Below are 19040 nucleotides of genomic sequence, written 5' to 3' on the forward strand. Positions count from 1 at the left end.
GGTCGTGGCTCAACAGGAGCTGGATCTTGAAGGTCCCGCTGTGGACCATCTTGGCCGTCACGGCCCAGTCGATCGCGGTCGGGGCCGTCTTGGTCGTGGTGTAGTCGAACCGGACCCGGACGATCGGCGATGTCGCCGAAGTCACGACGAACTTGCAGACGCGCCAGGACACGCCGTCGACGGCAGCGGTGTCGCCGAAACCGCCAGTATTGGACTTGCCGATGTTCACGGCGCCGTTCACCGGAGCGAGCGTTTCAGACGTCGAAGCGGGCCCCACGTTGAGATTGTCGTAGCACACTACGTTGCCGTTCGTGCTACCGCCCGCAAAGAAGCGGACGGCTGTCGCTTGCGGTTGCGCCAACACGTTGTTCGCACCGCCCGAGAGGTACCAGTCGGTCGGATTGAACGTCGTCTTTGCGCCGCCCGTCGTCAAGTCTTGGATCGAGACTTCCGTCACCTGGTTGGTCGCAAAGTCCCACGTGGTGCTACAGCGGTACCAGTGGTTCGTCGGCAAGTTCTGCCATGCGGCGCCGGCGCTGAAGAACGTGGTAAAGCCGCCGCTCACGCCCCCTGCAGGGGCTACGCCGTAGTCGAACGTGAACACGGTCGGGTTGTTGAAGTCCGGCCAGTGATAGAGCGTTTGGAAGTAGTTCGCCGTCGTCGAAGGCTGCAACGAGAAGCTTCCGAGATTGTCGGTCGACGGCGGCGTGCCGTTGAACAGAGGACAGAAGTCATACGTCACAGACCACTTGCCGCCCGTGAAGGTGGTGTCGTGTTGTGACCGGGACACGATCTGGCTCGTGTACGTCGTGTCAGCCTTGTTCGCGAGAAACTGGTCGCCGCCGAACGGGTTCAGCGGAACGCTGAGCGCGTTTCCGGCCGCGACGTAGACGAAGCCAGGCGCAGAACCCGTCACAGGGATGTACCACCCCTGCTGGCCCGTGACGTCGACGCCGGACGTACTGCCCGAATATCCTTCACCAGCTTCGAAGCCGGTGGAGAACTGTGCGTTCGCGCCCGCCACCAGGAAAAGGCAGGCGATCGAAAGATAGGTTTTCATGGTCTCTCCTAGCTCCGTTCCCGGAGCTCGGATTCAGTATAAGTCACATGTCAGAAAAACGGGCACGAGCTCTTAAGTGGCCACTTGGAACGATCGGAAAGCACCAGCGGCCAGAATCCTCAGCGTCGTCGCTAGATGGGGCGCAAGGGGTCTCAGGTTCGCTTGCCCGCGGGTTGCGGTGCCTGACGATGTGAGGACAAAAAGTGTTCGGATTTGTGCAAAGTTCGACTGCAACCCCGTACAAATACGAGCACAGGGGCCGGAGGCACTTCACCTCCGGCCCCTGGCCTCAAACTTTGGAGCGGGAAAAGAGATTCGAACTCTCGACCCTCTCGTTGGCAACGAGATGCTCTACCACTGAGCTATTCCCGCCCGCTCTTGTTCCTATTATGGCCGAAACGGCCGCGATCATCAAGACTTGGGACCCCCGTCCGGCCCAGATCGACGGGGCCGACGCATACTTGAACCTGTGACGTCCGACCTCTTGAACCTGACTGTGCCCATCGTCCAGGAGGCCGGCAAGTTGGCCCGGTCCCTTCGGGACACGATGGAAGTCCGGCTCAAACAGGACGGTTCGCTCGTCTCCGACGCCGATACCCTTGTTGAAACCCGGTTGCGTGAGCAACTCGCGCCCCTCGTGCCTGGAGCCACGACCTGGGGCGAAGAAATGGGGTTCGAAGAGCCCGCCGAACCGGGTTGGTGGCTGATCGACCCCATCGACGGAACCTCCAACTACGTCTTTGGCCAACCGCTTTGGGGCGTTTCCGTCGCCTTGTACCGCCAGAACCGGCTCGAACTCGGCGTCGTCGACCTGCCCGACCTGGGATGGACGTTCGCTGCGGCCCTCGGAGCCGGCGCGACGAAGAACGGCGAACCCTTGGCCGCCGTCAAGTCGGGCCCGATCGCACGTCACGAACTGCTGGGCCACGCCGACGACAACCAAGAGGCGTTCTCCTTCCTGCCAGGAAAACGCCGTCACCTCGGGGCCTTCGTCATCGAGGCCATGTTCATGGCGGCCGGTGGACTTCGGGCGATGACGTCGACCAAATGCAAGCTGTACGACGCCGCCGCGAGCATCGTCGTGCTCCGTGAACTGGGTGCTGAAGTCAGGACCGCGCGGGGGTGCCTCTTCGAAGAGAGCGAATGGGCTCGGCCCGTCCTCTGCGAGCCGTTCGCCATCGTAGGCCCTGACGCCTGGCCCTGGGAAACCCTCGAGGACTAGTCGGGAGGGGCGATCGTGTCCGCTCCCTTCGCCGACCTGAGGCGACGCTGGAGTTCCAACACCGCGTCCTTGTCGGACAGGTCCACCTGAAGTCCGTGTCGCTTGCGGTCTTCCCGTTGCGTCCGAAGGCGCACCACGGCCGCCTCGAACGACTCTTGTTCCACCCGTTGGAGATCGCGGTTCGGCAACACCTCGGCCTCAAGCCCCCATAACGCGTCCCTGAGTTCGTCGGACCGGACGTTCGGGAGCCACGAACTGACGGGCCCTGCCGGAACGGCGCCGCCCAGTTCCTCGACGACCGCTTGCGCCAATCTCGTGCCTGCCGCCGTGACGAACAGGTCGGGCTCGCGACACGCGTCCACCGCTTGGTTCCTCAGCTCCTGGCGCAAAACGGCTTTGATGACCGTGGCCTCCGAGCCGACCATCCGCTCTCTGACGGATGAAGAGACCGAAGCCCGTGCCGGGGTCGCCGCATTGCGGTTCCGAACCCTCGCCGCCCGGATCGACCGCTCGATGTTCAGCCGGGCGAGCGTCCGGTCTTTCGTGAACGGATACTTGGGAACGAGCATGTCCACGAGACCCACGACCTCCTGATGGCGCTTTCCTTGCGCCAGGATCCCGGCCGCTTCGTCCCAGAACGCCTCCCCCGTCGCCGGGTGCCTCGCTTCGAGTTGGGCCAGGAGGTACTCCAGGGCCGTCATCGGCTTCTCTACAAGTTTACGGACCGCCGCCGCGCCTTGGTCGCGGAGCAGTGTGTCCGGATCCTTCCCCGCCGAAACGACGGAGACCCGGGCCTTGAGCCCTCCCTCGGTCAGGAGCGCACATGCCCGCTCGGCCGCTTTAAGCCCGGCTGCGTCGCTGTCGTACAGGACCACGACTTCGTCGCACCAACGCCGCAAGAGTCGGACGTGCTCGTCGGCCAGAGCCGTACCAAGGCTCGCCACTGCGCTCGTTACGCCGGACCGGTGACAGGCGATCACATCGAGATAGCCCTCGACAAGGACCGCTTGGCGACTCTTGGCCATCGACTCCTTGGCTTTGTCCAGTCCGTAAAGCACGCGCGACTTGCTGTACAAGGGGGTGTCGCCGCTATTGATGTACTTCGGCTGGCCGTCTCCGATGATCCGCCCCCCGAACGCGACGAGCCTCCCTCGTTCGTCACGTATCGGGAACATGAGGCGTCCCTTGAACCGGTCGTCGAATGCGCCGTGCCCGTCGCTCTTGACCAGAAAGAGCTCCTCGGCCAAGTTCAATCGGTGCCCCTTGCGTTGTAACGCGATCGCCAGTGCGCCCGTCACGTCCGGCCCGTAGCCCAGTCCCCAAGCTTCGACCGTCGCAGGGTCCAGACCCCGCTGACGACAGTAGTCTTGGGCGGAGGAAGACTTCTCGAGCTGGTCTTTGAAGAACGCCTGGGCCTCGGCCATGACCGCTTCCTGGGCTTCGGCAAGGGTGCGGTCCTTCTTCTCGTGCCTCGTCAGTTCGACGCCGGCGAGCTTCGCCAAGATCCTGAGCGCCTCGGGAAAGTCGACGTGTTCGGTCTGCATGACCCACTTGTAGACGTCCCCGCCCTCGCCGCACGAATAGCACTTATAGAGGCCTTTGTCGCGGCTGACATGCAAAGAAGGGTTCCTGTCGTCGTGAAACGGACAGAGACCCTTCCAGTCTTTTCCGGCCTTCTTGAGGCTGACGCGTTGGCCGACGAGTTCGACGATGTCGATGCGTGAGCGGATCAGTTCTCGCTCGTCGGCCACGCTACCTATCTTACTGTGTCACTTGCCTGCCGCGACGACGATGCCCGTCACGACTTGCGGCTTACCGGCTTTGACCCTCTGAAGCTTGAACGCGACCCGGTCCCGGGTGAGGTACCGCATGACGATGGTGTCACCGCTGATCTCATAACCGTCCGGAGCGTTGTACTTCTTGATGATCGACTGGAACGTCGAACCGAAGGCGGCCCCTCGCTTCGTGCGGACCCTGCCGTCATAAAGGCCCACGGCTTCGATTTGGACGACGCGGTTGAACTTGTCGAGGACAAAGGCGTACCTGCTGTTGTTGCGGTTGTAGACCCAACGCGTGTACTGGACCATCGCGCCGCTGCCCTGTGTCGCTCCCGCCGGGCCACCACTGGCGCCGGCCGCGCTCGGGCCTCCGCCGCCCGGGCCTTTGCCCAGGGTCCCGCCGCCGCCACCGCCGCCGCCACGGGCCGCCGGTTCGTCGCCCGGGGCGATGCCCAACTGGTTGAACCGGCCCGAGTCGAACGGATCGCCGATCATCATGGCGCTCTGCGCCGCACCACCGGCTCCACCGCCGCCCGCAGGAGCCGTGGAAGAGGGGCCTCCGCGGCCGCCGCCCGAAGCCGGAGATCCGCCGGCGGCGCCCGAACCCAACGTCAACGGCTGGATCTCGTCCGGGTTACCGTACCGGGTCACGACCTTCGTGCCCGTGTCGTAAAGCGAAATGCCGAGAAGGGTCGTCTCGGCGGTGCCTCGGTGCGCCTGAGGCGTCGATTGGGCCGTCGCCAACGCAAAAACGGTGGCCACGCCTGCCGCGATCGTCATGAACTTGAGCGTCCTGTTCAAAGTTGTTTCCTCAAGAGAAGGTTTCCCGCCGTATGAGACGGTGGAACACGGTCGGTTTGTTACACCGCCCGTCCGTACGTCCTGGGGCGAGGTATACCTGGAACCCTCGGCCGAAGTCTCGGCCTTAGAGGAATTATGGGATCGAACCTCGCCGTGTCCACAGCCGATTTCGAAAAAGAAGTGCTTCAGTCCGAACTCCCGGTCCTCGTGGACTTCTGGGCGACCTGGTGCCGCCCGTGCATCGCGATCGGGCCGTCGGTCGAAGAGATCGCTTCGGAAATGACCGGGAAAGCCAAAGTCTTCAAGGTCAACGTGGACGAAGAGGGCGACGTCGCGATGAAATACGGCGTCACCAGCATTCCCGCCTTACTGGTCTTCAAAGGGGGCCAGATGGTCGACCACCTTGTCGGAGCCTATCCGAAAGACCAGATCAAAGCCCTGATCGAACGGCACGTCTGACCCCAAGGTCAGGCCGCAAGGTCCGCTTCTGAAAGGACGGCCAGGATCATCGGGTCGTAACGTCCCTCGTCGTCGCCCGACGCCTTGTGATCGTGCGACACAAGCGCGCGGATCACGGAAAGGATCCGGGTCAGCACAGGGATCGAAGCGCCCTGCACCCCGTCTTTGCCCCGACCGTCGTAGCGTTCATCGATCCACTTCAAGACCGACGCGACCGCGACAAGACCGCCGCCTGCCCTGGACAGTCCGGCCGCGCCGTCCGGTGTCGCCCAATACGGCCACAACAGCGCTGCCGCCTGCAAAGTGTGCGACTGGGACGCGGGCAAGCCGAGTTGGGACACCGCGTGGCCGATGTAGGGCCGGCAACGGTCGAGGAACGCCTCGCACTGCTCACGGAACGCGATCGGGACGGCTTCGCGGGCGTCGTCGACCACCGTCGGGCCGTCGGTCGACCGCTTCTGCACGAACGTACCGCCATAGAGGACGGTCGCGTTACGGCTCCTGGCCTTCGCTTCGTAGAGCGCCGAATCGGCCGCCTTCAGGATCGAAGCCGAGTCGGCCGCGTTGTCCGGATAGATCGCGCATCCGAAGCTGGCCGTGACCTGGCGGCGCTCCCCCGAAGCCGAGATGAAGTCGATCCGCTGGATCTCCTGGCGGACGCGCTCCGCGACGGCCGTCGCCACTTCCGCGTTCGCTCCCGGCATGATCACGGTGAACTCTTCCCCGCCGTACCGGGCCGCCAGATCATAGGGCCGGACGCAACGGTTCAAGGCGTTGGCCACCATCTTGAGGACCTTGTCACCGGCGTCGTGACCTTCCGTCTCGTTGAAGAGACGGAAATGGTCGACGTCCAACATGATCACTCCGATCGTCGAACGGGAACGCTGGGCTTCCAGGATCCGACGGTGCAAGAACTCCTGCATCGCCCGATGGTTGGCGATCCCGGTCAAGGGGTCGAACGACGCCTGCCTCTCGACGTGCTCGAACATCAAAGCAGAGCTCAATGCCAGCGCCAAGTGTTCGGCCACGGTCTTGAACAGGTCTTCCGACTTCGCAAAGTTGACGTCGCCCTCCCGGGACACGAGTTCGAGAAGACCGATCAATCGGTGTCCGATGGTCAATGGCAAAACCATCAGACCGCCCGGCGGCAAGTGGCAGAATCGGGCTTCGAGGCCCGCCGTCATCGGGTTGTCATGGACGTCCGGGACGAAAAGGGGCTCGCGCCGGGCCGCACAGATCTCGGCCGCGCAACTCATACCGTGCTCGACGTCGATCTTGGCGACCGAAGTCGTTCCGACCCGGTTGGCGCCGACACTGGCCACGAGTTCCATGGCCCCGTCTTCGGACGGCCTGGCCCACAAAAGCACTGCGGCCATCTCGGTCGAGGCCGCGATCGCATGGGCCGCCGCGACGGCCAGCGGCTGGAGCGTTTGATGGGTGGTCAGAACCTTGCCGATCGACTTCAAAGCATCGGCCATTCGTCCACTGACCTGGGCCAGTCGCTTCGCTTCCGCTTCCTCTTTGGCATCGAGGACGAGCACCATGGCGTGTCCCGGACGTTCGGGGACAGGCCCGACGAAATACCGGTAACCCTCAAGGTGCAGCGATCCCGTCGCCCCCGCGAAAGCGTTCCGCAGCAGGTTGGACATCCGCGGGTCGGCCAACGGGTCTCCTTGGAGGTGCGGGCACGTGGCGGCCAGTCCCCACTTCTGGGCCGCCTGACTGTCGGCCGAAATGGTCGCAAGGCCTACACGCTTGACGTCCAAAAAGGACAGCATCGGAGGTTCGACGAACCCGACCGTGCACGTTGACCCGTCAGACAGCTTCAGACGCCCCGGAAATCCGCCGGTCCCTGACCGGACGGATCCCTCCGGACGAAGTCCAAGCCGCTCGAGGGCCTGTTCCAGGTCGTTGGGTCGGTGCGGAGTCAATCCTATGCTATTTTCGGCTCGAAACCGGAACAAAAAGACCTCTGAAAGCAAGCAACTTGGCGACTTTTCACGTCTAACACCCGTGCGTTGGACTTCCTCGTTGGTGTTCGTCTTGGCCCTGTGGGGTTGCGGTGGAGGAGGCGGAGGCGGTTCCCAGGCCGGACGGGTCTTCGGCGATTCCTGCCCGGGCGTGTCCCCAGGATCGGTCGCCTATTCGACGACGTGGGACGCCACGCACCCCAACGCCTCTCAAGTCGTCCAAGTCCTGGACGCTTCAGGTGCCCTGCTGCGGTCGGCGTCGCTCAACAAGCTGAGCGGGTCGGAAATCAACATTTCGAACGTCCCCGCCGGCATCTACGAAATTCGGGCGGCCTTGTACGACGGCCCGAACGCGACGGGCTCCAAGATCGGCGAGACCAGCACCGTCGCCGACCTCTGTGCGGCCGTCGGAGGTTCGACCGTCAACGTACGAACCACGGCCGCGTCTCCCGTCGCCAGAGTCGTCGTCCAACCGACGACGGTCACCGTCCAACAGCAGTCGACCCGCCGTTTCCTGGCCGAGACTCTCGCTTCGAACGGAGTTCCCGCCTTTCATAGCGTCGGGGGAATCGCCTATTCGGTCACCGGCGGGATCGGGACCGTCGCCCCGAACGGGCTGTTCACGGCGACCAACGCGGGCCAAGGGAGCGTCCGGGCCGTCTTGAACGGGTCTTTGGCCGGAGCCGCCAACGTCACCGTCACCGCATTCAATCCGAGCCGGAGCAAATGGACGGTGCTCGTTTACATGAACGCGGCGAACGACCTCTTCCCTGCCAGCGATTTCAATGTGAACCAGATGGAAGCCGTGGCCGACAGGCCCGCGGACCTGAGGTTCGTCGTCCAGTGGAAGCAGTCCAAGGACTTCGACCCGGGTTCAACGTTCGACGGCGTCCGTCGGTACCTCGTCAAGCACGACACGAACACGAACATGGTCGGCAGCGAACTCGTCCAAGACGGCTTGGTCGACGGCCAGGGTCAAGCCTTGGACATGGGCTCGCCTGGAACCCTGCTCGACTTCGTCAAATGGGGCAAGAAGAACTACCCCGCCGACCGGTACGTGCTCGTGATCTGGAACCACGGGAACGGCTGGAAACGAAGACCCGGCGACGGTCAGACACGAGGGGTCAGTTATGACGACCAGTACGGGACAAGGATCGACACGTGGCAGCTCGACCAAGCCTTGTCCGGAGAACGTTTCGACGTCATCGCGTGGGACGCGAGCCTCATGCAGATGCTGGAAGTGGCCTATGAGGCGCGCGGCCATGCCGACTTCATCGTGGGCAGCGAGGAGAGCCCGCCCGCAGAAGGATATCCGTACGACTCCGTGTTCGCCGGCTTCCGGGCGACTCCGGACGCCGCGACGTCCGCCCTGACGAAGGGCTTTGTGGACGGGATGCTGGGATACCCGCCGTACGCGAGCCGAAAGATCACGCAAAGCGTCTTGGACGTCACCAAGCTACCGGCCCTCGCCTCGGCCTTGGACGACCTGGGCCACCGCCTGTTCGACGACAGGGCCGTCCTGGGGACGGTCTTGCCGAAAGTCCGGGACGACGCCCAATCGTACAGTCCGACCGCGACGCGGTACTACCGGGACCTCTACGACGTCTGCCGGCTCTTGATCTCCGACGCCGGAGTGCCGACCGCCGTCAAGGCGGCGGCGTCCAACGTCCAGGCCGCGGTCGACGACGCGACGGTCTGGGAAGGCCACAACGCCCAGTCAGCGAACAGCCACGGTGTGTCGATCGACTTCTCGGAAGGCTCCAACTTCCAGTCGTACCGGTCGGACTACATCCGGCTGAAGCTGGCCGCGGACACGTTCTGGGACGAGTTCCTCGGTTCGTCCCCCTGACGCAGAAAAGGGGCCGGCGGGAGGCCGGCCCTGGGCTGGAGGGGTGCGTATGGGACTGGATGGGCGATCCAGCTTTTCTGTTGGAGGAAGGTTGGGCGCCTTCCAACGGTGGTCTTCCATCCCCAGACCGACAGCGGTCATGTACTGCTACCGGGCTCGGGCCCGGTAGTCTCATTTCCGGACGAATTGCCATGGTGGGAATGCCGTGAGCGACCGACGGGTGCTATAATCGCGCTTCGCCAGGCCCGAGGAGGGCCCGATCAGACCAATGAGCGAAGACGTCAAAGAAGAATCGCAGGCCTTCGACCCGATGGCCGAAAAAGTCGCTGCAGACGACGGTCGTGGTGACGGTAAGGCCAAGAAGGCTCGGAAGCGCAAAGTCAGCTTTCTGACCACGAACAAGATCGACTACGTCGACTACAAGGACGTCGCCGTCCTCCGGCGCTTCCTGACGGACCGCGGCAAGATCCTTTCTAGCCGCCAGACCGGGAACACCGCCAAACAGCAGCGCATGATCGCCAGGGCCATCAAGCGGGCCCGGGAAATGGCCCTCTTGCCGTTCGTCGTGACGGACCTGACGGACGAACCGCGCGCTCCGCGTCCGCCTCGAGGCGAATAACAGCACGAAACCGTGCAGTCAAAGGGCCGGAACCACGGGGTTCGGGCCCTTTTTTGGTCTAAAGTCCTCAAAGTACGCGGCGTATGATTCTCCCCTTTCATGCGTTTCGTATGATTTACATGAATCGTCATGCAGATTTGTGGAGGTGGCCGATTGGACGTCGACAAGTGTTTTTACGGTGCTGTCACCGTCGGTGAACGCGGACAGATCGTGATCCCGGCAGAAGCCCGGGGACAACTGGGCATAAAGCCAGGGGATAAGATCCTGATCCTTCGCCACCCCGTATACGAGGGACTCGTGATGACCAAGCTCGAAGCGTTCAGCGGGTTCGTCGACGAGTTCCAGCAGACATTGGAGAAAGTGAAGCAGATGGCAGGTGAAGAGTGATCGGGCTTTGGACGGTCCCGTTCGCCCTGGTCGGGTCGCAAGACGTGCTGACCAAGGACGAAGCTATACGGATCGCCATGGAGCGGGCGTTCAGCCTTCGCATTTCTGAAGTCCAGGTCCGGAAGAGCCGGCAACAAGAAAGCCAGGCAAGAGGCGCCTTTGGCCCCAACATCACCCTTCAAGGCAACTACACGCGCATCGACGGCTCGTCGTTCTCGACCGGAGGGTCGGGGGGGTCCGGATCGTTCGACTCCAAGACCGCGAGTGTTTCGGTGTCCGAAACGATCGACGTTTCGGGCACGATCCGCAGGGCGCTGAGAGCGGCGGAGTTCAACCGGATGGCTGCCGAAGCCGGGCTCGGCGCAGAGGCCAACGCCCTCAAACTGAAGGTCCGCCGGTCCTATGACGACGTGCTCCTTTCCAAAGCCCTCGTCGAAGTCCAGAACGACGCGGTCCGCGCGTCGAAGGAGCGCCTCGACAAGGCACGGGTACGGTTCGAAAACGGAGCCGTGCCTCGGTTCGACGTGCTCCGTTTCGAGAACGAGCTTCGGAAGTCCGAACAAGCGGTCGTCCAGGCTCAGGGCAACGTCAAGACGTCGAAACAGTCGCTCAACAGCTCCCTTTCCCGACCGATCGAGACCGAGTTCGAACCCGTCCCCGTCGACAGCTTGCCCGCACTGCCCTCCGATCTCACCGGACTCGTCGTTTTGGCCGTCAAGAACCGGGACGAAGTGCGCCAAAGCGGATATATCGTGACGGCGTTGACCGAAGCCGCCTACGCCCAGGAGGCGGGCAACAAGCCGCAACTCGTCCTCCAGGCGACCCACTCCCGGAACTTGGACCCGCCCGCCGGCTCGAGGGACAACGGCACGACCAGCTCCGCCGTGATCTCGTTCCCGATCTTCGACTCCGGCCGCACCCGGCACATCGTCGAACAAGCGCTCAGCGACCGGGACATCGCCAAGATCCAGTTCGAGCAGCTCTTACTTTCGATCGCCCTGGAAGTCCGTTCCGCCCATACCCAAGCGGACACCGCGAAGCAAGCCTATGACGTGGCCGTCGACAGCGAACGGCTCGCGACCGAGGCTTTGCGCCTTGCGGAGATTCGGTACAACGAGGGCGCCGGGATCCTCATCGACGTCATTCAAGCCCAAGCCGATCTGACCGCCGCACGAGGCAACGTCCAGACGGCGAAATACGGTTACCTGAACGCCTACGCCGCTTTGCAGAAAGCGGTCGGAAGGGACGACTTGAACGCAGTGGAAGGCACATGAAACTCTGGACACCCATTCTGTTGGCGGCCGTTTGCGCGGCCGGTTGCGTCGACCGGGCCGCCCAGTCGCAGGCCAAGAAGACACAAGACCTGCTCGCCGACCGGACGCAGGCCGTGGACGTCGCGTCGGCAAGGACCGCCGATTTGACCGAGACCCTTCAGGTCACGGGCAGCTTTACGGCGAGCCAAGAATCCTCCGTCGGCCCGGCCGTGGCCGGACGGCTCGTCACGGTCTACGTGCGCGACGGTGACAGTGTCCAGGCGGGTCAAGCCATCGCCCAGCAGGAGACGCAAGACCTGATGACCAGGCTCCGGCAAGCACGGTCTCAAGCCGATGCCGCCCGCGCCGCGCTTCAACAAGCCCAGAGCGACGCCAGGACCGGGCCGACCAAATCGTCGGCCAGCGTCCGCGCCGCACAAGCGCGCCTTGCCCAGGCCCGCGCCCAATATCAGAAGGCGCGGAACGGGGCCAGGAGCGAAGAGCGGACTCAAGCCGAATGGACCGTCAAGCGGACCAAGTCCGACCTCGATACGGCCAAAGCCAACCTCGACCGCCAACAACGTCTCTTCGCCGAAGGAGCGGTCGCCAAGACCGAAGTCGAAGCGGCCGAAAACCGCTACGCGAACGCGATGGCGGCCTATGAGGGCGCACTCCAGAGTCTGAGCATCACGCAATCGGCGACAAGGCCCGAGGACTTGCAGGCCGCGCTGAACGAGGTCCGGGCCGCTGAAGAGTCCGTCCGGCTGGCCCAAGCGGACAAAGGGAACGACATCGTCTTCTCGCAACGGGTCGAAGGCGCCCGCGCGAACCTGAACTCTGCGCTCGAGCTGGTCAGCCTCGCACAAAAGGCGTTGAGCGACGCCACTATCCGGTCTCCGTTCACCGGAAGGGTCTCCGGCAAGCCTGTGCAGGCCGGCACCTTCGTCGCTCCGGGGGCTTCGATCGCCACGATCGTAGGCCGGTCCGGGCTTTATTTCGTCGCCGACGTCCCGGAGTCCAAGATCGCGCTGATCGCCCCCGGTTCCGAAGTCTCGCTCAAAGTCGACGCCTTGCGAGGGGCCGTCTTGAGGGGTAGCGTCATCGCCGTCGACCCCGTCGCCAGTGGCCAAGGGCGGCTCTTCAGCGTCCGGGTCACCCTGCTCGAATCGCTGGACAAGGTCAAACCTGGGATGTTCGCTAAAGGGACGATCGATCTCGGACGTCGGACGGGCGTGACCGTCGTCCCCCACGAATCGATCATCCGCGACGGAGAGAACACGTACCTGTTCACGGTGGTCGGCGATGCGGCGAAGCGCGTCGACGTGAAAACAGGGCTGGAAAGCGGTCCGGTGACCGAGGTCACGGGCGTCTCGCCGGGCGACAAAGTCGTCATATCGGGGCAGACGACCCTCGTCGACGGAGCAAAGGTCCGGATCGAGTCCGGGAAGAAAGGAGCCTGACGCATGGGGTTGACGCAGGTCGCCATCACGAGGCCCATCTTCATCTTCATGGTGATGGTGGCCGCCCTGATCCTCGGTACGGGCGCGTTCCAAAGCCTTCGTAAGGAGCTGAACCCGGACGTCAGCTTCGGGACGATCACCGTCACGACCGTTTATCCTGGAGCCGGTCCGGAAGAGATCAACGAACTCATTTCGCGACCGATCGAAGAGTCGGTCTCGAGCGTCGCCAACGCCCGTGAGGTCACGAGCACGTCCCAGGAAGGCGTCTCGACCGTCATCGTCCTCCTGAACATCGGCACGAACGAGAACGAAGCGTTGAACGACGTCCGGTCGAAAGTGGACGGCGTCTTAGGCCAGCTTCCCCGCGACGCCGAAAAGCCGATCGTCCAAAAGTTCGACACTTCGAGTTCGCCTGTCGTCACGTTGAGCCTGCGCAGTCAGTCGTTGTCCAACCGGCAGATCCGCGACCTCGCCGAGAACACGCTGAAAGACCGCTTTGCCCGCATCGACGGCGTCGCTCAGGTCGAAGTCAGCGGCGGTGACCAACGGGAGATCCAGATCCGCGTCCGCAAGGACGCGCTTCTCAGCTACAAACTTGGCATCACCGACGTCCAACGGGCGGTCGTCGCGGCAGGGCTGAACATCCCGAGCGGGCGTGTCGTGACCGACCGGGAAGAATACGCCGTCCGCGTCAAGGGGGAGTTCAAAACCGTCTCCGAGATCGGTGACATGTGGCTGACCTTCAGCGACAATAAAGGCGACGGTCTCAATAAAAGTGTCCGCCTTCGCGACATCGCCACGATCCTGGACACGAACGCCGAACGACGGTCGTACAGCCGCCTGAACGGATCCGACGCCGTCACGATCTCCATCGCCAAGGCCAAGGCGGGCAACGCCGTCCAGATTTCCGACGCCATCCGAAAGCCGGAAGGGTCCAGCCTCCTTGACACCCTGCAGAAGAGCTACGGCGTCGACTTCGAAGTCACAGAAGACCAGTCCGAACAGATTTCCGAGTCGTTGTTCGACCTTAACTTCTCCCTCATCTTCGGGATCTTCCTGGTCATGGGCGTCGTGTGGCTGTTCCTGCACAACTTCCGCGGGACGATGATCGTCGCGATCGCGATCCCGACTTGCATCTTCGTCACGTTCCTTGTCTACTCCATCGCCGGGTTCACGATCAACAACATGTCGATGTTGGCGTTGTCGTTGGCCGTCGGCGTCCTTGTCGACGACGCCATCGTCGTCATCGAGAACATTTACCGCCACCTCACGCTCGGAGAAGACCCGGTCGAAGCTGCCGTCAACGGCCGGGCCGAGATCGGGCTCGCCGCGATCGCCATTACACTGGTCGACGTCGTCGTCTGGCTCCCGATCGCCTTTGCGGGCGGCATCGTCGGCCAGTTCTTCAAACCGCTCGGACTCGGTTTCGCCACAGCGGTCCTCGCGTCCCTGTTCGTCTCCTTTACCGTGACGCCGATGCTCGCCTCACGCTGGTACAAGAAGGGCGAGGACTGGGAGCACCCGAAAGGGAGGTTCGCCCACTGGTTCGAGGACCGGTTCCACGCTTTTTCGCTCGGCTACCGAAGGGTGCTCGAATGGAGCCTCCGCCATCGTTGGCACACGTTCGCCATGGGATGGGTCGCCCTCTTCGCCGTCTTCATGTTCATCGGGGGCGGGAACCAGCCCGACATGCCAAAAGCGGTGATGGCGGGTATCCCCTTCTTCGGCGTCGCCATGGTGATCACGGTCATCGTGTTCGTGGTCAACGCGTTCCGGGGCCATACCAAGCCGGCCATGTTCCTTCATGGCTTGCTGTTCGGTGGAGTGTTCGTCGTCGCCGCCATCGGCGGGTTCGCGTATCACTCGTGGAAAGGCGACGCCCTCTTCAAGTTCGTCTTCATCCCTCCGACCGATTCGGCCCAGGTCAACCTGACGATCGACCTCCCGCCCGGAGCGAGTTTGGACGAGACCGAGAAGACGGTCGCGAACCTTGAGAAGACCGTGGCCAAGCACCCGGAAGCCAAATACGTCCTGTCGCGCGTCGGTCGCCGGGGCGGTGGTTTCGGCGCGGCGCAACAAGGCACCAACTACGCCTCGATCGCCGTCACCCTCTACGACAAAGAGTCGATCACCGACCGCTTAGCGTTCTGGGTCAAGCACAAGGAACACTTGAGGACGGTCAGCGATACCGCCGTGGCGGCCGATATCCTCCAGATGATCGGCAAGCAGCCCGGCGCGAACGTCACCGTGAGCTCAGGGGCCAACCAAGGATTCGGCGCCGCGATCCAAATGTCGTTCCGTGGCGACGATCACGCCCTCTTGTTGGCGACCGCCAACAAGATCCGCAAAGGCCTCGCCGAAGGGGCCGTCAAGGGCGTCATCTCTCCGGACATGTCGTCCAAACCCGGTAAGCCCGAACTCGTGGCGCGACCGGACCGGGCCCGCCTCGGCGACGTCGGACTGACGACCGCCGACGTCGGTGCCGCCCTCCGCGTCATGTACGAAGGCGACATCCAGTCCAAGTTCCGCGTCAACGGGCGCGAATACGACATGCGCGTGATGATGGACAGAAAGGACCGCGACGACCCGGACGTCCTCGCGACCGTGCCCGTCTCGTTCAAAGAAGGCCAGCCCGTCTACCTTTCCGAAGTCGCGAACCTGGAAATGGGCCAGGCCGCGGACAAAATCGACCGGCGCGACAGGCAAGAAGAGATCACGGTCATCGCCGACCTACTCCCCGGCTACGCCGCTGGAACGGTCCAATCCGACATCGACAAGTGGATGAACGGCGAGAAGCTGATTCCGGAAGGGGTCCAGTACAAACCGCTTGGCCAGGCCGATGCCCAGTCCCGGGAAATGGTCTACCTTTTCACCGCCTTCGGACTCGGCATCGTGCTGGTCTTCATGGTCCTCGCCTCCCTGTACAACAACCTGCTGTACCCGTTCATCATCCAGCTCGCCCAGCCTCAGGCCATGGTCGGGGCCATCCTCGCGTTGGTCTTGACCGACAAGCCGCTGAACATCGTCGGCTTCGTCGGGATCATCGCCCTCGTCGGCATCGTCGGCAAGAACGCGATCTTGCTCGTCGACTACACGAACACTTTGAGAGAGAGGGGCGAAGACCGTCATAAGGCCCTTTGCGACTCCGGACAGACCCGACTCCGGCCGATCATGATGACCACGCTCGCCCTCATTTTCGGCATGCTCCCGGTCGCCCTCGCCATCGGTCGAGGCTCGGAGTTCCGTGAGACGATCGGCATCACGATCATCGGAGGCGTCATGCTGTCGACGTTCCTGACCCTGCTCGTCATCCCCTGCTCGTACACGATCTTCGACGACATGTCGCAGGCGATGTCCCGCAGGCGGAAGCGACCCGATACGGCCGATCCGGTCCCTTCTGGCCCGGACTAGGCCCGGAACTTGCCGGACACCGCAGCGGCGTGCCATAATGACGGTTCGCCGCTAGCCCGTGTCGGGCTCGGCACGCCTAAGGGCACGGACGGAGGAACGATGTACGCGATAGTCAAGACGGGCGGCAAGCAGTTGAAAGCCGCCAAGGACGAGACCCTGATCGTCGAAAAGATCGAAGGCGAGCCGGGGACGACCGTGACCCTGGAAGAAGTCCTGATGGTGGTCGACGGGGCGAACGTGACGGTCGGTAGCCCGTTCGTCAAGGGCGCCAAGGTCAAAGCCGAGATCGTCCTTCAAGGCAAGGCCAAGAAGATCAACGCATTCAACTATAAGCCTAAGAAGCAGGTGCGCAAGCGCTGGGGCCACAGGCAGAAGCAGACCCACCTCAAGGTCCTTGAGGTCGTCGGAGGCAAGTAAGACATGGCACATAAAAAAGGTCAAGGCTCGACCAAGAACGGTCGCGACAGCAATTCTCAACGCCTCGGCGTCAAGCGGTACGGGGGCGAAGTCGTCAAGCCTGGCAGCATCCTTGTCCGCCAACGAGGTACGAAGTTCTATCCTGGCCCCGGAGTCGGCATGGGCAACGACCACACTCTTTACGCCCTTATCGGCGGCCAAGTCAAGTTCGAGGGCCCGACGGCTCGACGCCGAATCGCGGTCTACGAGCATCAAGCCTGACCGTAACCGCATCCGGCCCTAAGCGGGGCGCGACTCACGAGGGTCGTGCCCCGCGTTCGTTTAGGACTAGACGATTCCGGCCCTGAGAAGGTCTTTCAGCATCAAGAGCCCGACGACCTTCCCTTGGTCGACGACCGGCATCTCTCCGATCGGGCGCGCAAAGTTCTGGAACATCTCAAGACCCTCGATCGCCATGAGCCCGGGCTCGATCGTCCCCGGACGCTCGGTCATGATCTCCGCAGCGGTCCCCTCGACCCGTCCCTCGTTCGCAATGATCCGGCGGCGAAGGTCGCCTTCCGTGATCAGGCCCAAGAGGCGCCCGTCCGCGCCGACGACGCACGTACAGCCTGCTCCTGCCTTTGCGATCGTCCTCATGACGTCGAGAAGACTGTCTGTGGGGCTGGACAGGGCCAGGTCTTCCCCCCTCCGCATGACGTCCTCGACTCGAAGCGTCAGGCGGCGGCCCAGGGCTCCGGAAGGGTGGAACCGTGCGAAGTCTGCGGCGCTGAAGCCGCGTTCTTCCATGACGGCAACGGCCAAGGCGTCTGAAAACGCGAGCATGACCGTCGTCGACGTCGTCGGGGCGAGGTTGTTCGGGCACGCCTCCGTGTCGACTTCGACGTCCAGGAACAGGTCGGCGGACTGGGCCGCGCTCGAACCCCGTCGGCCGCAAACGACCATCGACCTTGCACCTTGCGCACGGACGGCCGGGATCAGCCTTTGGATCTCGTTGCTTTCGCCGCTGTACGTGTAGAACAGGACGATGTCGACGTCCGTGACCATCCCCAAGTCGCCGTGCAGAGCCTCAGCCGCATGCATGAAGAACGACGGGGTCCCCGTCGAAGCAAAGGTCGCGGCCGATTTCGCTGCGATGTGGCCGCTTTTCCCGAGACCGCTGCAGACGACCCGGCCCGTACACGTGAGGATCCAGTCGACGGCCTGCCTGTGAGCCGGCTCTAAATGTCGGGCCAACGCCGTCAAGGCGGCCGCTTCTTGCTCCAAAACCCGCTTCAGCGACTCCATAGGCACGCTCAAACCGTCGCTTCCGTCCGACCGGGATGGGCGCCGTGCAAGATCGTCTTCCCGAAGAGCGACTGCACCCATTCGACCGCGATCCGGGCCGTCTCGTTCTTGTTGTCCCGAAGAGGATTGACTTCGACCACGTCCAATCCGGCCAACCGATAGGGGCTGTCGTCCCGACCTAGCAGGCGGCATAAGGACTCCGCCAAGAAGTGTCCTTCCCGGTAAGACAACCCGCCGCGGACGGCCGTTCCTGTGCCGGGCGCATAGATCGGGTCGAGGACGTCCACGTCGAAGCTGACCCAAAGGGCCTCGGCAGACGAAGCGGTCAACCACCGGTCCAGCGCCTCCACCGTCGCCTTGATCCCGATACTGTCCACGTCCTGCATGGTCCAAGTCGCCGATCCCGGCATCTTGGCCAAGTTGGCGACTTCTCCCGGGTCGACGTCACGAAGACCGATCCAAGCGGCCTTGTCACGGGCCAGACCGCTACCGGGAACGACGTCCAAGAGCTTCGGCCAGAGGTCGTAGACGGATCGCTCCCACGGCTTTGTCTCAGGCGTGGGCTCGCCGATCGATCGGACTGGTAGCAACTTGGCCAACGCCGCGACCGACATTCCGTGCAGGTTCCCGCTTGGCGTCGTATCGGGCGTGTTGACGTCCATATGGGCGTCGATCCACAACAAGGCGAGGCGTTCGCCGAAAACGTCCAAGGCACCCGCCACCGAACCGATGGCAATGCTGTGGTCGCCGCCGATCACCAACGGGACAGACCCCTTGCGGATCGTCGCCGCCACGTGGTCGCGCGTAGCACCGTAGACGCGGAGGGCTTCGTCGTCGCACTCCGCACGAGGGCCCGGAAGGCGACCGTCCAACGTGTGGACCTCCGTATGCACGCTCTCGACGCCGATCTGTGCGAGGCTCGGGCCGAGCCCCTCGAGCTGCATCGCCAGCGACCCGAGCCGACTCCCGTGATGGGGCCCGCAAAAGTCAAACGGTACGGCGATCGTCTCGACCATGAACCCGGAGTCTACTCAGGCCCGGACGCAGGCGCGAAGGGCCCTGTAAACTTG

General features: G+C 63.4%; 16 protein-coding genes and 1 tRNA gene. 10 read left to right on the forward strand and 7 right to left on the reverse strand.

All coding sequences use genetic code 11. The features are described 5' to 3' along the window. Positions 1-1060, reverse strand: a 1060-nt coding sequence (locus JST30_00680) for a hypothetical protein (protein MBS1712829.1), incomplete at its 3' end; no start/stop codon positions are given. Positions 1061-1357: 297 nt separating this feature from the next. After that, positions 1358-1432 (reverse strand) — tRNA-Gly (locus tag JST30_00685). A 97-nt stretch (positions 1433-1529) separates the two neighbouring features. Here JST30_00685 and JST30_00690 point away from each other — a divergent pair. After that, on the forward strand, positions 1530-2282 hold the full coding sequence (locus JST30_00690; GenBank protein MBS1712830.1) for an inositol monophosphatase family protein: 753 nt from the start codon (positions 1530-1532) through the stop codon (positions 2280-2282). Here the strand turns inward: JST30_00690 and dnaG are convergent. After that, positions 2279-4033, reverse strand: coding sequence for a DNA primase (dnaG, locus tag JST30_00695; GenBank protein MBS1712831.1), 1755 nt, complete (start codon positions 4031-4033; stop codon positions 2279-2281). The genes JST30_00690 and dnaG overlap by 4 nt on opposite strands. 18 nt (positions 4034-4051) lie before the next feature. After that, a complete protein-coding gene (locus JST30_00700) occupies positions 4052-4861 on the reverse strand; it encodes a hypothetical protein (GenBank protein MBS1712832.1) in 810 nt (269 codons plus the stop codon). 135 nt (positions 4862-4996) lie between these two features. On the opposite strand from JST30_00700, the gene trxA reads away from it, so the two are divergent. Next, positions 4997-5320: a thioredoxin gene (trxA, locus tag JST30_00705; GenBank protein ID MBS1712833.1), complete on the forward strand. Its 324-nt coding sequence runs from the start codon at positions 4997-4999 to the stop codon at positions 5318-5320. A gap of 8 nt (positions 5321-5328) precedes the next feature. Here trxA and JST30_00710 read toward each other — a convergent pair whose 3' ends face one another. Further along, positions 5329-7251, reverse strand: coding sequence for a sensor domain-containing diguanylate cyclase (locus tag JST30_00710; GenBank protein MBS1712834.1), 1923 nt, complete (start codon positions 7249-7251; stop codon positions 5329-5331). A gap of 100 nt (positions 7252-7351) precedes the next feature. Between JST30_00710 and JST30_00715 the strand changes: the two genes are divergently transcribed. The 8 genes from JST30_00715 to rpmA all read left to right on the forward strand — a co-directional run bounded on the left by JST30_00715 (position 7352) and on the right by rpmA (position 16947). Then, complete coding sequence (locus JST30_00715) at positions 7352-9139, forward strand: hypothetical protein (GenBank protein MBS1712835.1); 1788 nt, start codon at positions 7352-7354, stop codon at positions 9137-9139. Positions 9140-9449: 310 nt separating this feature from the next. Beyond that, the gene (locus tag JST30_00720; protein MBS1712836.1) at positions 9450-9758 is read left to right on the forward strand and encodes a 30S ribosomal protein S18; all 309 of its coding nucleotides are present in this window, start codon (positions 9450-9452) and stop codon (positions 9756-9758) included. A 129-nt stretch (positions 9759-9887) separates the two neighbouring features. Continuing rightward, the gene (locus JST30_00725; GenBank protein MBS1712837.1) at positions 9888-10145 is read left to right on the forward strand and encodes an AbrB/MazE/SpoVT family DNA-binding domain-containing protein; all 258 of its coding nucleotides are present in this window, start codon (positions 9888-9890) and stop codon (positions 10143-10145) included. Next, entirely contained in the window at positions 10142-11419 is a 1278-nt protein-coding gene (locus tag JST30_00730; GenBank protein ID MBS1712838.1) for a TolC family protein, read from the forward strand. The genes JST30_00725 and JST30_00730 overlap by 4 nt, the downstream gene beginning before the upstream one ends. Further along, positions 11416-12858, forward strand: coding sequence for an efflux RND transporter periplasmic adaptor subunit (locus JST30_00735; protein ID MBS1712839.1), 1443 nt, complete (start codon positions 11416-11418; stop codon positions 12856-12858). The genes JST30_00730 and JST30_00735 overlap by 4 nt, the downstream gene beginning before the upstream one ends. A gap of 3 nt (positions 12859-12861) precedes the next feature. Next, positions 12862-16269 (forward strand): efflux RND transporter permease subunit, encoded by a 3408-nt coding sequence (locus JST30_00740; protein MBS1712840.1) that lies wholly within the window; start codon positions 12862-12864, stop codon positions 16267-16269. Positions 16270-16368: 99 nt separating this feature from the next. Then, a complete protein-coding gene (gene rplU, locus JST30_00745; GenBank protein ID MBS1712841.1) occupies positions 16369-16686 on the forward strand; it encodes a 50S ribosomal protein L21 in 318 nt (105 codons plus the stop codon). Positions 16687-16689: 3 nt separating this feature from the next. Next, entirely contained in the window at positions 16690-16947 is a 258-nt protein-coding gene (rpmA, locus tag JST30_00750) for a 50S ribosomal protein L27 (GenBank protein ID MBS1712842.1), read from the forward strand. Positions 16948-17013: 66 nt separating this feature from the next. Here rpmA and JST30_00755 read toward each other — a convergent pair whose 3' ends face one another. Together JST30_00755 and JST30_00760 are read right to left on the reverse strand one after the other, a co-directional pair. Further along, positions 17014-17982 carry a KpsF/GutQ family sugar-phosphate isomerase gene (locus tag JST30_00755; protein ID MBS1712843.1) on the reverse strand — a complete coding sequence of 323 codons (969 nt, stop codon included), beginning with the start codon at positions 17980-17982 and terminating at the stop codon, positions 17014-17016. Next, positions 17979-18986, reverse strand: coding sequence for an arginase (locus tag JST30_00760; protein ID MBS1712844.1), 1008 nt, complete (start codon positions 18984-18986; stop codon positions 17979-17981). Before JST30_00760 ends, JST30_00755 begins: the two co-directional genes overlap by 4 nt. Between the last annotated feature and the right edge of the window lie 54 nt (positions 18987-19040).

It is taken from the genome of Armatimonadota bacterium (assembly GCA_018268395.1).
GTDB lineage: Bacteria > Armatimonadota > Fimbriimonadia > Fimbriimonadales > Fimbriimonadaceae > JAEURO01.

What these genes read in the sequence shown, in the direction of transcription:
- JST30_00720 (MBS1712836.1), top strand. Translation starts at nt 9,450, where the DNA reads ATGGCCGAAAAAGTCGCTGCAGACGACGGTCGTGGTGACGGTAAGGCC.
- rpmA (MBS1712842.1), top strand. Translation starts at nt 16,690, where the DNA reads ATGGCACATAAAAAAGGTCAAGGCTCGACCAAGAACGGTCGCGACAGC.
- JST30_00735 (MBS1712839.1), top strand. Translation starts at nt 11,416, where the DNA reads ATGAAACTCTGGACACCCATTCTGTTGGCGGCCGTTTGCGCGGCCGGT.
- rplU (MBS1712841.1), top strand. Translation starts at nt 16,369, where the DNA reads ATGTACGCGATAGTCAAGACGGGCGGCAAGCAGTTGAAAGCCGCCAAG.
- trxA (MBS1712833.1), top strand. Translation starts at nt 4,997, where the DNA reads ATGGGATCGAACCTCGCCGTGTCCACAGCCGATTTCGAAAAAGAAGTG.
- JST30_00740 (MBS1712840.1), top strand. Translation starts at nt 12,862, where the DNA reads ATGGGGTTGACGCAGGTCGCCATCACGAGGCCCATCTTCATCTTCATG.
- JST30_00725 (MBS1712837.1), top strand. Translation starts at nt 9,888, where the DNA reads ATGCAGATTTGTGGAGGTGGCCGATTGGACGTCGACAAGTGTTTTTAC.
- JST30_00760 (MBS1712844.1), bottom strand. Translation starts at nt 18,986, where the DNA reads ATGGTCGAGACGATCGCCGTACCGTTTGACTTTTGCGGGCCCCATCAC.